Source organism: Pseudomonas sp. RGM 3321, from assembly GCF_022836805.1.
GTDB lineage: Bacteria > Pseudomonadota > Gammaproteobacteria > Pseudomonadales > Pseudomonadaceae > Aquipseudomonas.
In genome coordinates, this window is record NZ_JALHBH010000121.1 from 594,973 (window position 1) to 609,627 (window position 14,655).

Sequence of the window (14,655 nt, forward strand, 5' to 3'; positions counted from 1 at the left end):
GCGGGCTTTTTCATACCCGGAGAAACACATGGCAGCCATTCATTACGCACCCATGACCACGATCAAGCTGTCGGGATCGCTGGCCCGCAAGTTCGGGAGGGTGCATCGCAGGCAGATCGACTCAGGGCAGACCTGGGAAGTCTTCAAGGCATTGAAGGCAACGCTGGACGGATTCGCTGACGAGATTCGCCGACTTGACCGACTGGGTATGCGTTTCGCGATATTCCGCAACGGCAAGAACGTCGGAGAGGGCGGCTTTGCCCTGGGCGGATCACGCGAAGTTCGTGTGGTGCCCGTTGTTCATGGTAGCAAGCGTGCCGGCATACTTCAGACTGTTTTGGGTGTAGCGCTGATCGTTGCCTCGTTCTTTGTCGCTCCAGGCTCTCAGGCTGCGCTGCTGGCGGCAGGTATTGGCTCGGCTGCGGGTGGCGTCATCCAGATGCTAAGCCCCCAAGCCTCCGGACTGAAGCAGAGCGCATCGCCGGAAAACTCGCCGTCCTACGCCTTCGGCAGCGCCAAGAACACCACTGCCAGCGGCAACCCGGTCCCGATCTGCATTGGTGAGCGGCGCTGGGGTGGGGCGATCATCTCGGCCTCAATCTACGCCGAAGACAAAACGTAACCACACCCGCAAGACCACACCGCCCGAGAGGCGGTTTTTTTATGCCTGGAGAAAAGCATGGGCGCAGCACTGAAGATTGATATCCACGGCGAGAAAGGCGGCAGCACCAGTCCGAAGTCGCCGACCGAGGCGTCCGATAGCCTGCGCTCTACCAACTTGGCCAAGCTGCTCATTGCCGTAGGCGAGGGCGAGTTTGAAGGCACTCCGACGGCTGCTGACATCTACCTCGACAACACGCCGATCAACGATGCCAGCGGCAACGTCAATTTCCAGAACGTCAAATGGGAGTGGCGCACCGGCTCAGTTGATCAGTCGTACATTCCTGGCATTCCGTCGATCGACAACGAGACGACAGTCAATGTCGAGCTGCGCAACGACTCCCCGTGGGTTCGCTCGATCACCAACACTCAGTTATCGGCTGTGCGCGTGCGCCTTGCATGGCCTGCGCTTCAACAGCAGGACGACGAGGGTAATGTCGGCGGCTACCGGATCGAATACGCCATTGATGTTGCCACTGACGGAGGCAGCTACCAGCAAGTGCTGTTGGAGGCTGTGGACGGGAAAACCACCACCCGTTACGAGCGCTCGCGCCGCATTGATCTGCCCACCGCGACATCTGGCTGGCAGATCCGCGTGCGTCGCCTGACCGCCAATCAGAACACCAACAAGATCGCTGACACCATGTTGGTGGCCGGCCTGACGGAAGTCATCGACGCCAAGCTACGTTACCCGAACACGGCGCTGCTCTACATCGAGTTCGATGCCGAGCAGTTCACCAATATCCCGGCCGTCACCGTCAAGTGCAAGGCCCGGAAGTGGCAGGTTCCCAGCAACTACGACCCGGTCAATCACACCTATTCCGGCGTGTGGGACGGCAGCATGAAGCTGGCGTGGACCAACAACCCTGCATGGATCACCTTTGGCGTGTGCACCGAAGACCGGTTCGGCCTGGGCAAGCGCATCAAGACATGGATGGTCGACAAGTGGGAGCTGTATCGCATCGCGCAGTACTGCGATCAGGATGTCCCAAACGGGGTTGGGGGTGTAGAGCCTCGCTTTCTCTGCGATATGAACCTTCAGGGCAAAGCTGATGCCTGGTCGCTGCTGCGCGATATCGCCGGCATTTATCGCGGCATGACCTACTGGGCTCAGGGCCAGTTAGTGGCGCAGGCCGATATGCCGCGCGCGCAAGATTTCGATTACGTCTTCACTCGCGCCAACGTCATCGACGGCAAATTCACCTACGGCAGCGCTTCGGCGAAGACACGCTACACCCGGGCAATCGTCGGCTACGACAACCCTGACAACAACTACGACACAGACGTCATTCCATTTGCCGACCCGGTGCTGCAGCGCCGTTTCGGTGACAAGCCCACTGAACTCACTGCCATCGGCTGCACGCGCGCTTCCGAGGCGCAGCGCCGTGGCAAGTGGGTAGTCATGAGCAACAACCAAGACCGCACCGTCAGCTTCAGTACCGGCATGGAGGGCGCGATTCCGCTGCCTGGGTACATCATCCCGGTAGCTGACTCGCTGCTGGCTGGCCGGGAGGTAGGCGGGCGGATTGCTGGCGCTGCCGGGAGAGTGGTGACGCTTGACCGCGATACCTTGGCAAAGGCTGGAGACCGCTTGATCGTCAACCTGCCCAGCGGGCAGGCCGAAGGTCGGACCGTTCAGTCAGTTGCGGGCCGAGCAATTACCGTCACTGTCGCTTACAGCGAGACACCGAATACCCAGCTGCAATGGGCGCTGGACGCTGATGATCTTGCTATCCCGCTTTACAGGGTGCTGAGCGTCAAGCGCAACACCGAAGGCGAATACGCGATAACTGCCCTCCAATACGAGCCAAGCAAGTTCGGCTACATCGACACCGGGGCGCGACTGGAAGAGCGCCCAATCAGCGTAATCCCGATCACCGTTGTTCCATCGCCTGCCAGCGTTTCACTGACGTCGACGACGGCGATAGCCCAAGGGCTGGCCGTTACAACGATGACCATCAGCTGGCCCGCTGTCGTCGGCGCGGTGTCTTATGACGTCGAGTGGCGCAAGGACAGCGGCAACTGGATCAAGGTTCAGCGAACCGGCTCCACCAGCGTCGATATCACGGGCATATATGCCGGCGGTTATCTCGCCCGAGTTCGCGCCGTGAGCGCTTACGACATTTCGTCGAACTGGCGAAATTCAATACTGACTCAGCTCAAAGGCAAGGAAGGGCTGCCACCGGCTGTCACTTCGCTGACCGCCGCTTCGCTGATCTTCGGCATCAAGCTGAAATGGACTTTCCCGCCAGGCGCAGAGGACACGCAGCGCACTGAAATCTGGTATGGGCCGACTACTGACCTGGCCAAGGCCACCAAGCTGAGCGACCTGGCCTACCCGCAATCGGAACACATTATGCAGGGCCTGCTGGCGGGTGTGACGTTCTTCTTCTGGGCGCGCCTGGTGGACCGGACCGGCAACGTGGGGCCGTGGTATCCGACTGGCGTTGGCGTGATGGGGCAGACCAGCAGTGATGCAACTCCTGTTCTTGGCCTTCTGACTGGCAAGCTTACGGAAAGCCAGTTCGGCGAGCATCTGCTGGGTCGCATTGATTTAATTGATGGTGATGGTCCGGGCTCAGTCAACGAGCGACTTGACGAGCTCAAGACCGAGATCGGCGAAATCACCGACGCTCTGGTCTACGTGCCGACTGATGCCTACGTGCGCGACAACACCGTGCGCGTGGGTGACAACCTTTGGACGGCCATCGCGGCGGTGCCTGCTGCGGCCAATGGTTCAAACGGTCCGCCGAATCCGACGTATTGGGTCAACACCGGCCAGTCGATCCGTACTGCAAATGCTCTCGCTGCCCAAGTAACGAAGAACACCACTGACATCACCACGGTTGACGGCAAGACCTCTGCGACCGCCAGCCAACTCCAAGCTGTGCAGGCGCAATCCCGGGCAGACAGCGGGGAAGGCGATCTGCTCGACGCGCTCAGAGGGTGGGACAGCGCTGCCAGCGCTGCGCAGGAAGTGAAGGTCAGAGCAGAAGAAGACTTTGCTCAGGCGCAGCGCACAACAACGCTTCAGGCCCGAGTCGGCACAAACGAGGCACGGATTTCCACAGTCGAAACGACGACGGCCACAGACCGCGAGGCAACCGCCCAGCGAATCACGGCAATCGATTCTCGCGTAGGCACGAGCGAATCGAAGATCACGACGATTGAGTCAACCGCAAACACGGATCGGCAGGCCACGGCTCAGCAACTTTCAACGCTGAATACGGCAGTTGGAACAAACCAGACCGCCATTCAGACCGAAGGAACTGCCAGGTCTGACGGCGATACGGCATTGGGCAAGCGTGTTGACACGGTCCAGGCAACAGCCAACGACGCCAGCGTTAAGGTCCAGCAGACATCCAGTGCGTTGGCTAACACCAACAACAAGCTAGCGGGGATCTGGTCGGTGAGGATGGAGCTCACACAAAACAACATCCCCTACGCGGCCGGGTTTGGGCTGGGACTTGAGAGCGGAGCGGCTGGCACGACGTCGCAGTTTGTTGTGCGAGCCGATACGTTCCTGGTGATGAACACCAGCTCCCAATCGCCTCAGTCGTTTTTCGGTATCACTGGCGGCCAGACATTCATTCAGTCGGCGTTTATTCAGGACGGCACGATCACCAACGCCAAGATTGGGAGTTACATCAGTTCGACCAATTACCTGGCCGGGCAGAGCGGCTGGATCCTCAACAAAAACGGCACGCTCGAAATAAACGGGGTGGTCGCCGGCGGTGGCCGATTGGTGATTACAAACCGATCAGTCCGCGTCTACGACGCCAACAACGTCAAGCGCGTGCAGCTCGGAGATCTCAGTGAATGAGCAACGGAATGATGGTATGGGGCGCAGACAGCGCGCTCCAGTTGGATGAAACGTCATTTACGATTCGGGTTGTACTGTCGACACTCGTCACGTTCTCCAGCACGGCAAAGACCAGTCAGGACTTCGCTGTACCGGGAGTGGGGCCGGGTAACGGTGTGGCAATAGTCATACCGTCTGGCACTTACGACAACAATCAAAGGCAGCACGAAACGGAACTGGTTGATGGAATTGCGCGAGTCTATAACCACACCAGAACTTATGGATCAAGCACGGTTTCCTCAGGGACTATGCGGCTGATCGTTATGAGGTTTTCATAATGGCGGATACATACGGACTTGAGTTTTCCAACAACAGCAATGTGGTCGTTCTCGATTCGCAATATGCGCGCCTGATGGTGATTGCTTCGGGGCGATATCAGCCCACAGAGGAAAGCGGGCTTGGCTCGACCACTTATTTTCCTCGGCCAGTTACCTCGCAAGAGCCGCCTTTGGTTTTCGTGCGGCCGGACACCGTTAATGCGATCGCGGGCCTGTGCCTAATGCGTCTGGTGGGCTCGGCGGGCAACTGGACTGGCTTCTATGTTCGGGCCTATGACGTGAACACTGCGCAACCAAACGGCCGGTACTTCGTTGCACAGTTCGCGGCCCAGCCCGTTGCCGACTTCGGGATGCGGCTCTGGGATGAGTCTACAAATCTGCTGTTTGATTCGGGAACCGCAAGCGCGAATTTCACCAGATCGTTTCAGAATTGGACGTACGAGAAGTTTGACTACACTGCGCAAAATCTTGTCCGCTGTTACTACTCGGTCGCTTTCAACTTTCCAGCAAGCGAGTACTTGCTTATAAACTCGTTTGGTATGGGGCTGAACTCAGGTAGCGCCATATCAAGGGCTCTCTACTGCTGGTGGGATTTCCCGAACAGCAAGCTTTATGCAATCACCATTGCCGCTTCCAACCCAACAGCATTCTTTTTGCCGGCAGTCTTCGCAAAGATGAATGTCTAAGAAACCCGTTTAGTGAGTAAGAAATATGCCTTGGTACAAGCAAGGGCTTGTCAGCGTCACCCAAAATTCCAACGCCGTTATTGGTAGCGGTACGGCCTTCATCGCAAACAGCCGTGTCGGCGATGGCTTTCGTGGCCCGGATGGCGGCTGGTACGAGGTCACGAACATCGCCAGCGATATCGCCATGTCGATATCGCCAAACTATCAGGGTGCTACCAACGGCGCTGGCGGGTATGCGCTGGCTCCGCTGCAAGGCTACGTCAAGGATTCCGCCGATGCGCTGCGCGCTCTGGTTCTTCAGTATGGTCAGAAGCTGGCCGCGCTGGGCACGACCGGGAACTACGATATCCTGCCGGTGGCCAAGGGCGGGACTGGCGCTACCGATAGCGTTTCAGCGCTTACAAGTCTCGGCATGAAGGGGGGCGCGTACGACGCCCTGATCAAAAGCGTCGGCTTTCGAGGTGCTCCGGTCGGCTACAACGTGCAAGGCCTTTACATGGGCTGGAACGGCAACGGCGACGGCGGGGCGAACTACATTTGCAACCGTGGCGGCGGCCTTGGTGGGCATGCATGGTGGTCCGTGAATGCAGACAACACGGCAGCCGGGCCAGTGATGACTTACTCCTATGACGGCGTTCTTTCCGTCGCCCAACTGAAAGTCACTGCCAGCCCTATTGCCATTTCGTCTGGCGGAACGAGCTCAACGACTGCGGCTGGTGCTCGCACGAATTTAGGGCTCGGGACTGCCGCCATAGAGAATGTGGTGCCTATCGCCAAGGGCGGGACAGGCGGGACTACAGCTGCAGAAGCAAGAACAGCATTAGGTTTTGTGGCGGGGCAGAGCGTTACTTTGGGTTCTGCTGAGCTTATAGGCGCTACTCCATACCTGGACTTTCATTTCAATAGTAGTACTGCCGACTACGATGTGCGCCTGATGAACGATGCGGCCGGGGTGCTGGGCCTGCAAGGTAAATTCGCCTCTAACGGAATCTTTTGCAGGACAGGGTTGAACGGAGCCAGACAAGGAACGGTGTATAACTTCAACTGGACCGGCTCATATGTGGACGTCTATATCGATGCAACCTACATCGGTTCAATGACGCTCTTCCAATCGGATTACCGCCTCAAGAAGTACATAAAGGAATTTTCAGCACCGTCTTTTCTGGATCGTATCGACGCGTACCGAATTGTCACCTACCAGCGCAAGAACTTTGGAGACGTCTTTAAAGGAGGCAGCGAGGTTTATCAGGGCCTGATCGCCCATGAAGCCAAAGAAGTGAACCCGCTGGCGGCATCGGGCGAGAAGGACGGCGTTGATGAAAACGGCAACCCGCGTATCCAGCAGCTCGACCCGATGGCGCTGATCACCGATCTGATGGGCGCGGTCAAAGAGCTGCGCGCCGAACTGGCCGCGCTCAAGGCGTCGATTCAGCCGGCACCAGAACCTGCCGCCGCATAACACCTGCACAGCAACACCCGCACCCCGCCATCGAGCGGGTATTTTTTTGCCTGGAGAAACCCAAATGCCGATCACTGCGCAGCTGCTGCTGCAAATCCTCCCGAACGCCGGCCAGAAAGCCGGCGTTTTTGCACCCGTCCTCAATGCGGCGATGAGCAAGTACCAGATCGTCACGGTGCCGCGCATCGCCGCATTCATCGCCCAGGTCGGCCACGAGTCCGGTCAACTGCGTTACGTGCGCGAGCTGGGGGGCAGCGCCTACCTGTCAAAGTACGACACCGGCAAGCTGGCTGAGCGCCTGGGCAACACGCCGGAGGCCGATGGAGACGGCCAGCTCTACCGTGGCCGTGGCCTGATTCAGGTTACGGGGCGGACCAACTACGAGGCGTGCGGCGAAGCGCTGGGGCTGGACCTGATCAACCATCCTGAATTGCTCGAGCAGCCGCAGCACGCTGCGATGTCGGCGGCGTGGTTCTGGCACCGGGCGGCGCTGAATGCGTTGGCCGACAAGGGCGACCTTCTCCAAATCACTCGCAGAATCAACGGTGGCACGAATGGTCTGGCCGATCGGCAGGCGCTGTACAAGCGTGCGTTGGAGGTGCTGGCATGAGCTCGATTAAAACGATAGGCCGATGCTTGGGTATGGGGTCCGATGGTTCGGTCTGGTTCTTCTGCAACGGCTGCAACGGTCCGCACAGCATCAAGGTCAACTCCCCGGGAACGCCGGGGCCGAACTGGAGCTATAACGGCAACCCAGACGCGCCCACGTTCACGCCATCGGTGTTGGCCCGGACAACTGGCGCACCTGACGGACGAGAGGTCATGACGGACGAAGAGGCGCAAGAACACGATGCCATCTGCAGGTCGGGCGGTCGAGAAGCTCTGTTCGCCAGCCGCTTCGGAAAAGTTTGCCACTCATTCGTAACAGACGGTCGCATCCAGTATCTGGGGGATTGTACGCACGCGCTTGCCGGCCAAACGGTCGGCCTGCCGAATTGGGAGGAGTCATGGGCGCAGTGGTGAGTGGGTTCGCATACCGGGTCGGCGGCGCGCTGCTGATCCTGCTGGCCGTGGCCGGTGCGTTGTACGGGGCATACCTGCACGGCGTGACCGTTACCGATCTGGCCTGGAAGGCGAAGTGGGCCGAGGAAGTCAGCGCCCAATCCGAAGCGGTGGCCACCACGACCACCGAGTACCGAACCGAAGAGCAACGCCGCCAGAAAGCGGCCAACCAGGTGGCAAACGATGCAAGACAAAACCAGACCGCTGCGCTTACTGATGCTGCTGTCGCTGACGCTGCTGGCGACCGGCTGCGCGTCGAAGCCGGAAAGCTGGCAGCCAGCGCAAGTTGTGTGCCCAGCGATACCGGAGCTTCCGAGCGAGGCAAGGCAGCCACCCGCGCCGCCATGGTGCTCTCCGACTTGCTCGGCCGGGCTGACGCGCGAGCGGGAGAGCTGGCAAAATTTGCTGATAATTCCAGAATAGCCGGGCTGGCGTGCGAAAGATCCTACAAATCCTTGATTACCTCTGAGTAACGGAACAACGAAATGGCCACGACGCAGCTGATTCAGAAATACATGGGCGAGACGATGCTGATCGTCAAGGCGAACGGCGGCAGCGTGACCGTCGAAAAGCAGGCCGGCGGTAGCTGGGTAGTGACTGACACCTTTACCAGCGACGGCGGTTACTTGCTCCAGCTCGGCAATTCTGCAACACGCATCACGCCCACGGCCGGCGCTTACTTCGAGGTCACCCGATGAGCCTTCTGGTCAACCAAGTTCAGCGGCGCCAACCGATCCGGCGTGGCCTGGGCCTGCTCGGCGATAGCTTCTCGGGAAACTGCCACACCATCGCGGCTACGGCGTTCGGCACCGAGGCCTACGGCTATGCGGCCTGGATCGCGGCGCGCACCGGGCTGTTCCCCAGCTACCTCGACAACCAGGGCAAGGTCGGCGACCACACCGGCCAGTTTCTCGCCCGGCTGCCGGCCTGCATTGCTTCGTCGACGGCTGACCTGTGGATGCTGCTGTCCCGCACCAACGACAGCACAACGGCCGGCATGTCGCTGGCGGACACGAAAGCCAACGTAATGAAGATCGTCACTGCGTTCCTGAACACGCCGGGCAAGTACCTGATCGTCGGCACCGGTACGCCGCGCTTCGGTAGCAGGGCGCTGACCGGTCAGGCGCTGGCGGATGCGATCGCCTACAAAGCTTGGGTGCTGAGCTACGTCAGCCAGTTCGTGCCGGTGGTCAATATCTGGGACGGCTTTACCGAGGCCATGACCGTGGAAGGCCTGCACCCGAACATCTTGGGTGCTGACTTCATCAGTTCGCGAGTCGTGCCGATCGTCACCGCAAACTTTGAGTTCCCCGGCGTCCCGCTCCCGACGGACGCTGGCGACATCTATTCGGCCATCCGCCCGTTTGGTTGCCTCAATGCCAACCCGCTGCTGGCGGGCACTGGCGGCACGCTCCCGGCTGGTGTAAACGCTGTGGCCGGGTCGGTGCTGGCGGACGGCTACAAAGCCGTGGGCTTTGGCCTGACCGGGATCACCACGCGGTGGTACAAGGAGCCTGCCGCGTATGGCGAGGCGCAGTGCATTGAACTGGGCGGAACCCTGGCTGCGGCGGGCGGCTACGTCTACGTGCAGCCCTCGGCCAACGTTGTGCAGGCCAACCTGGCAGCTGGCGACGTTATTGAGATGGTGTCGGCGGTGGATATTGTCGGCTCGTCGCGCGGCATATTGGCCTGGGAGGCTGAGTTGACCATCACCAAGCCCGTCAGCGGCGCATCCACCACCATCTACTATCGGTCGATGGACAAGTACCAAGAGCCTTTCACCATGCCGGCCAGCTTCTCCGGGCAACTGGAGACGCAGCGCGGGACCATCGATCTGACGGAAACTGTCATCACTTCGCGCATGGGCCTGTACCTGGCCGCAGGCGTGGCGCAGAACTCCATCGTGAAGGTTGCGCAGTTCGGCATCCGCAAGGTTTAGGCTGCCGCCACCTGTCGAAAACCTGCTCATACAGTATTGCCCGGCAAACCCCGTATCGATTCTACTGGCTGGATATACAGTTAACCGGTAGTAGAAAATGCATTATCTCATCCTCAGGCGGCGACACCTGGGCATCGCCATCGACCGTAAGGAGCTTCACCGGATTGAGCCGGTCCGTGGTGATATCCATATTGCCGAGTACAAGATCGAGGCGCTGGGCCGTATTGCGATCAGCGCCTTCCTGTACAAATCATCGCCTCATCTGCCGGAAGTGATACCGCCGCTCATCGATGTCACGATCACCAGCATGGCAACCAACGGAATGAACCTGACCGGTATCGAGCAGGTCGGTGATGCCTTCTACTGGCAGTCGTGGTGGTGCAGGGAGATCGTCGATGACCGGGCGTGATCCACTGGCCGCCTGGAATCGGTGCATTGATGATCGTGGTTCGTTCTTGGCTGAGCCGGAGCAGCACCGGCAACGGTTGATCGACCTGGCAAGGGCGGCCCTGGGTGCAGGCCAGGTAGGCGACGAAGAGTTCGGCGAAATGCTCGAGCTCCTGGACTGCGCCAAGATTTGGGCCGAGGTGGAACTGGCTGAAGCTGAGGAGATTGGTTTGTTCGTTGGCAGAACGCCGGGGGAGGGTGCGTGACTTTTGCGTGACTTCTCTTACACCTATGATGATCTATAGCTATTCGATTGCAGCGAGCGCCATAGAAAACAGCCATAGGCTGTGTGTTTGCTGGGGTGCCACAGGCATGGGGTGCTAGGGGTCGAGTGTTCGAATCACTCCGTCCCGACCATATTTTGTTAAGGGGATCAGTCACTTACGGTGCTGATCCCCTTTTTAATTTTCGGCTTGCGCAAAACCCGCGCAAAACTGGCGCAAAACTAATTCGAAAACTGGCTGATGTCGAGGTCGGGTATTGCCTCCGACCAGACAATTTCGGCGTGGTCTTTTTGGTAGTTTTTCGTCATATCCTCGCTCGCATGCCCGGCGATCTTTTGCCCGTCCTTTCCGGCTTTCTTGTACAGGTGCAGTGACAGCGCCCGCACTTCGTGGAAGCCCGGCATTTCCTCATCACTCCAATCCGCGTAGCACCCTGCCTCCTCGCGCGCAGTCTTAAATGCGCGTGTCAGATAACGCTCTTCGATCTTCGTCCAGTGGTCCTTGGTCTGGGCCTGCTTTTGCTTCAGGCGCTCCGGGCGCCGGTGAACTAGATAGGGCGAAGCCACGTTGTCCCGGCACCGACTGATGACAGCCTGTAACTCTGGCGTCACTCGGAATCGAATCCAGGCTGCGTCACTGGCCTTGGCCGTCTTCTGCTGGATGACATACAGAAAGCCTTCCCGCACGTCTTCAAACTTCATGTCCAAAATGTCGGTTCGGCGCTGCGCTGTGATCAGTGCCAGATCGATCGCGTTCCGTAGCCAGGCCGGCGACTTCTCGCGAATCAGTTTCAGGCCCTCGACGGTATGGCGCTTGCGCTGTTTCTTCTCGATTCGGTTGATGGTGCTGGCCGCAGGATTATCCGGGCACAAGCCTTTAGCTGCAGCGTGGTTGAATATGTCGATGAGCAGGGCTCGGCACTGATTCGCTGTACGCGGCGTCAAGGCGTCGAGCATCACGGCAACCATGCGGATGCTGATCTGATCCACGGCCTTGCCTTCGAACGCTTTCCGGAATCTCCGAAAGTGAACCGCGTACAGCTGAAGCGTTCCTTTCGCCAGCTCCCTCGGCGGCAGTACGGTTGCTTCATAGTGATCAAGGAAGCCTGTAAACGATTCAGAGGTCACGCCCAGTACCGTTTCGACCAGATCGGCCCCCTGCATGAATGCCAGATTCAGTTGCTTGGCCGCGTCGACCGCTTTGATTCGGTCGGTCCCAAACTGAAACCACTTGCCGTCAGTCGGCCTGCGATATCGATAGGTTCCGCGCCGGTCGTCCATGTACAGATTTTGGGGCAGGCCCTTGTTTGATTTGTTGCGCGGCCGGGGGACCATCATGCAGCTCCTTTCAATACCATCGCGATCAGGTCATTACCTGCTGCTTTGTTGTAGGCGGTCCAGTCGATATACCAGAGCTTCCCAATTTGCTCACCTGGCAGCTGGCCGTTGCGGATGTAATTTCGGATCGCTTGGGGGCAGGGCGGCGTACCGTTCTCGCCCCAGCGCCGACGCTGAAACTCACTGATCTTGATCAGTTCTTTTCTCATTTTCTTGGCTCCGGGCCGCGCTGGGCGGCGGAAGGGGGTTATAGATAGGCGATCTGGCTGTTTGGGTCGAATGGCTTGCCTTCGGGGTCGGGGACCACCTCAGGTACGTTCCGGCGAATGAACTCGTCGAAACAAACCGGGCAGTAAGTTCGATATCGAGTTGTCAGCTGGCCATGCCCCTTGTAATCGCACTTGGGACACTTGATCGCGCTGGGGTGGGCGAAAGCCATCGTGATTCCGGCGCCGCTCATTTCTACTTTCATGGGCACGTCTCCGCCCGCCGATCACCGGCAGGCTCTGGGTAGAGGAAGGTGTTATTGAGGGGTCTTGCTCAGCACTGCGTCAGCCACTTTGATGGCTGCCTGCGCATCGTTGATGTAGCCGGGATCGAAGCCGCCTCGAAGGTGAATGGTCGCCTGGCATGCCCGGAGATTTTCGCGGGTGAGCTTGAGTGCAGCGACCAGCTATTCACGCAGCTCAGCCTCTGCGCGGCCAAGGTCATAGAAGCGCTGGCCCCAGTGACCGGAAGGCGGTGGATTCGTGCCTTGAAAGCCATACCCCATCGCGCCCACTGCCGCATCCAGAAGATCGCGTTTGTACACGTTGTCTCCGTCAATGCTCAGGCCATTTCGCCGGAGAGCATCAAGAGCGTTGTTCAGGTTCGCTTCCGGAGAAGGCAGGACCAGGTCGAAGTCGTGGCTGCCTGGACGGACAGCTACCACAACCAGCTCGCAGTCGAGTGGGAGCTGCACAGCAATGTCAGGCAGGGCGTTGATTATTGCTTCACGCGTGTGATGCTTTGGACTAGCCATAGAAATACCTCGCCCGCCGATCACCGGCAGGCTGACAATTGAAAGGGAATATCCGGCAGGCGCTATCGATCACTGCTATGGTCCATGCAGCCAGCAGGAGCTGGGACGGCACCAAGGAGAGGTCATGGAATGCATCACAGCCACGAACGAGGTTTACGGGCCGTGTAACGCCAAGCTGGGTCAGCGCGGCGCTGACGGCAACATATGGTCGGGCAGGACCCTCATTTTCAGAATCATCAATGACCAGGTCTACTCAATGCACGAGCAGTACCTAGGCAGGCTCAAGTACGGCATGGCGATGACTGACAGGGGAGAGCTGATCTTTACGATTATGTAGGGCGGTTTGATTTGTCAGGCCAGCCGAGCGGCGTACCGTCGTCCCGCATCAGGTGAGGCGGAAGGTCTTCACGCAGACACATGGGCATGCTTCCTGGCGCGCCGCAGAAATGGCAGCCGTCAGGACCGCCATGGCAGATAGAGTGCAGAACCGGGAAACCGCTATTGCAACTAATGGCTGCGGCGTCGTACTCGACGCAGGGGATTCTTTCGGACATGACAGGTCTCCGCCCGCCGATTACCGGCAGGCTGTAAATGTTTTGGTGGGAGAGTGGACGTGCTTAACGTTTCGAGCTGGGTTTTGTATTTCTACCGCTCGTCAGAGCCCGAGCACGATCAAGGAGACGGCTAGTCGATTGATAGCCAATAATTAAAATGGATCTTTATGAACACCAATTATTTCGATACAACCAACGCACATGATTTAGTGGGCGAGCTAGACAAGGCCACTGAAATAATGATGGCCCTGCATGTGGGGCAGGTTGGTGGTGAGCAGTGGAGGGATGCATGCTCGCGTCAGCAGAGCGCCTTTATGGAATGGCGTCAATATCTCTACCGGAAAGCTGATGAGAAACCGCCAGCGCGGTTGCTTAGCATAGGCTGACGTCGTTGACGCCGGCTTGTTCTAGTGCTTGGCAGCCTGTCATGGTGTCACCGGCTTGAATTCGACAACCCAGACCCATGGGTTGCTATTCCACGAGTCGGCACCGTTGATTGATTTCCACAGTTCCTGCCATGCAGCGGGATACCAGTCGCGATAATTCGGTGATACGTCGTCACTCGCCAGTTCTGGAGGGCATTCCAATCCTTCCGCCCGGATGTCGCTGCGGGAAATGGCTTGCAGGCGCTCAACGCGTATGTCAGTTATCTCCAGCAGGATGCGGCTTGCCCAGCGCGGCATGTGGATGGATGGCCGAGTTTTCCCCGGCCTGATCATCGAGCATCCGGTTTGCCTTGAGGAACCATCTGCCGGGTACTGGATCGGCTCGCCGTGGCTCAGCTCTCGCGGCGCAATCGCATTCAATTGAGCGTCAGCCTGCCAAGCCTCTCGCACCCAAAGCCGGTCGCCGCGTTGGCCGTACGGGCAGTCACTGCTGACAAAGTGTTTTGTCACCGGCTTGCCGTAAATGTCTTGCCCGTAGTTGGAGCCCCCTACACAGAAATTACCGCTCGCATCAATGTGCGGTTGCACCTTGAGCGCCCGCCGCGTGACTGTCTGACCTTGCCCCCGAGAAACGTATCCCTTAACCCGGCGTCGGGGTCGAGTATCTAGGGTTGTTGCCTTTGCCAGTTCTGCTCGTATTGCATCGGACTTACGTAATGCAGCGTCGAGTGCAGGCGCTC

General features: G+C 58.9%; 18 protein-coding genes and 1 pseudogene. 14 read left to right on the forward strand and 5 right to left on the reverse strand.

All coding sequences use genetic code 11. The features are described from left to right. Positions 1-28 precede the first annotated feature (28 nt). The 12 genes from RGM3321_RS28250 (at position 29) to RGM3321_RS28305 (ending at position 10,599) form a co-directional block, all read left to right on the forward strand. Entirely contained in the window at positions 29-622 is a 594-nt protein-coding gene (locus RGM3321_RS28250) for a tail assembly protein (protein WP_244395764.1), read from the forward strand. 57 nt (positions 623-679) lie between these two features. Beyond that, on the forward strand, positions 680-4,483 hold the full coding sequence (locus RGM3321_RS28255; RefSeq protein WP_244395765.1) for a DUF1983 domain-containing protein: 3,804 nt from the start codon (positions 680-682) through the stop codon (positions 4,481-4,483). 8 nt (positions 4,484-4,491) lie between these two features. After that, the gene (locus RGM3321_RS28260) at positions 4,492-4,800 is read left to right on the forward strand and encodes a hypothetical protein (RefSeq protein WP_244395791.1); all 309 of its coding nucleotides are present in this window, start codon (positions 4,492-4,494) and stop codon (positions 4,798-4,800) included. Continuing rightward, entirely contained in the window at positions 4,800-5,486 is a 687-nt protein-coding gene (locus tag RGM3321_RS28265; protein WP_244395766.1) for a hypothetical protein, read from the forward strand. Before RGM3321_RS28260 ends, RGM3321_RS28265 begins: the two co-directional genes overlap by 1 nt. A gap of 25 nt (positions 5,487-5,511) precedes the next feature. Continuing rightward, positions 5,512-6,945, forward strand: coding sequence for a tail fiber domain-containing protein (locus RGM3321_RS28270; RefSeq protein WP_244395767.1), 1,434 nt, complete (start codon positions 5,512-5,514; stop codon positions 6,943-6,945). Positions 6,946-7,009: 64 nt separating this feature from the next. Next, on the forward strand, positions 7,010-7,555 hold the full coding sequence (locus RGM3321_RS28275; RefSeq protein WP_244395768.1) for a glycoside hydrolase family 19 protein: 546 nt from the start codon (positions 7,010-7,012) through the stop codon (positions 7,553-7,555). Beyond that, the gene (locus RGM3321_RS28280) at positions 7,552-7,968 is read left to right on the forward strand and encodes a DUF6527 family protein (RefSeq protein WP_244395769.1); all 417 of its coding nucleotides are present in this window, start codon (positions 7,552-7,554) and stop codon (positions 7,966-7,968) included. Before RGM3321_RS28275 ends, RGM3321_RS28280 begins: the two co-directional genes overlap by 4 nt. Continuing rightward, positions 7,953-8,480: a DUF2514 domain-containing protein gene (locus RGM3321_RS28285; RefSeq protein ID WP_244395770.1), complete on the forward strand. Its 528-nt coding sequence runs from the start codon at positions 7,953-7,955 to the stop codon at positions 8,478-8,480. Before RGM3321_RS28280 ends, RGM3321_RS28285 begins: the two co-directional genes overlap by 16 nt. A 12-nt stretch (positions 8,481-8,492) precedes the next feature. After that, positions 8,493-8,705 carry a hypothetical protein gene (locus tag RGM3321_RS28290; RefSeq protein ID WP_244395771.1) on the forward strand — a complete coding sequence of 71 codons (213 nt, stop codon included), beginning with the start codon at positions 8,493-8,495 and terminating at the stop codon, positions 8,703-8,705. Beyond that, positions 8,702-9,946 (forward strand): SGNH/GDSL hydrolase family protein, encoded by a 1,245-nt coding sequence (locus tag RGM3321_RS28295; protein WP_244395772.1) that lies wholly within the window; start codon positions 8,702-8,704, stop codon positions 9,944-9,946. Before RGM3321_RS28290 ends, RGM3321_RS28295 begins: the two co-directional genes overlap by 4 nt. 97 nt (positions 9,947-10,043) lie before the next feature. Next, the gene (locus RGM3321_RS28300) at positions 10,044-10,355 is read left to right on the forward strand and encodes a hypothetical protein (protein ID WP_244395773.1); all 312 of its coding nucleotides are present in this window, start codon (positions 10,044-10,046) and stop codon (positions 10,353-10,355) included. Beyond that, positions 10,342-10,599 carry a hypothetical protein gene (locus RGM3321_RS28305; RefSeq protein WP_244395774.1) on the forward strand — a complete coding sequence of 86 codons (258 nt, stop codon included), beginning with the start codon at positions 10,342-10,344 and terminating at the stop codon, positions 10,597-10,599. The genes RGM3321_RS28300 and RGM3321_RS28305 overlap by 14 nt, the downstream gene beginning before the upstream one ends. Positions 10,600-10,838: 239 nt before the next feature. On the opposite strand, the gene RGM3321_RS28310 is transcribed toward RGM3321_RS28305, so the two are convergent. The 4 genes and pseudogenes from RGM3321_RS28310 to RGM3321_RS28325 all read right to left on the reverse strand — a co-directional run bounded on the left by RGM3321_RS28310 (position 10,839) and on the right by RGM3321_RS28325 (position 12,975). After that, a complete protein-coding gene (locus tag RGM3321_RS28310) occupies positions 10,839-11,951 on the reverse strand; it encodes a tyrosine-type recombinase/integrase (protein WP_244395792.1) in 1,113 nt (370 codons plus the stop codon). Next, a complete protein-coding gene (locus tag RGM3321_RS28315; protein ID WP_096137030.1) occupies positions 11,951-12,163 on the reverse strand; it encodes a hypothetical protein in 213 nt (70 codons plus the stop codon). Before RGM3321_RS28315 ends, RGM3321_RS28310 begins: the two co-directional genes overlap by 1 nt. A 38-nt stretch (positions 12,164-12,201) precedes the next feature. Continuing rightward, complete coding sequence (locus RGM3321_RS28320; RefSeq protein ID WP_244395775.1) at positions 12,202-12,426, reverse strand: hypothetical protein; 225 nt, start codon at positions 12,424-12,426, stop codon at positions 12,202-12,204. Positions 12,427-12,477: 51 nt separating this feature from the next. Continuing rightward, positions 12,478-12,975 (reverse strand): annotated as a pseudogene (locus RGM3321_RS28325) (hypothetical protein). A gap of 124 nt (positions 12,976-13,099) precedes the next feature. Here RGM3321_RS28325 and RGM3321_RS28330 point away from each other — a divergent pair. Further along, entirely contained in the window at positions 13,100-13,312 is a 213-nt protein-coding gene (locus RGM3321_RS28330) for a hypothetical protein (RefSeq protein ID WP_244395776.1), read from the forward strand. A gap of 384 nt (positions 13,313-13,696) precedes the next feature. Beyond that, on the forward strand, positions 13,697-13,915 hold the full coding sequence (locus tag RGM3321_RS28335) for a hypothetical protein (protein ID WP_024641928.1): 219 nt from the start codon (positions 13,697-13,699) through the stop codon (positions 13,913-13,915). A 39-nt stretch (positions 13,916-13,954) separates the two neighbouring features. On the opposite strand, the gene RGM3321_RS28340 is transcribed toward RGM3321_RS28335, so the two are convergent. Continuing rightward, entirely contained in the window at positions 13,955-14,614 is a 660-nt protein-coding gene (locus tag RGM3321_RS28340; protein WP_244395793.1) for a hypothetical protein, read from the reverse strand. Positions 14,615-14,655: the final 41 nt, after the last annotated feature.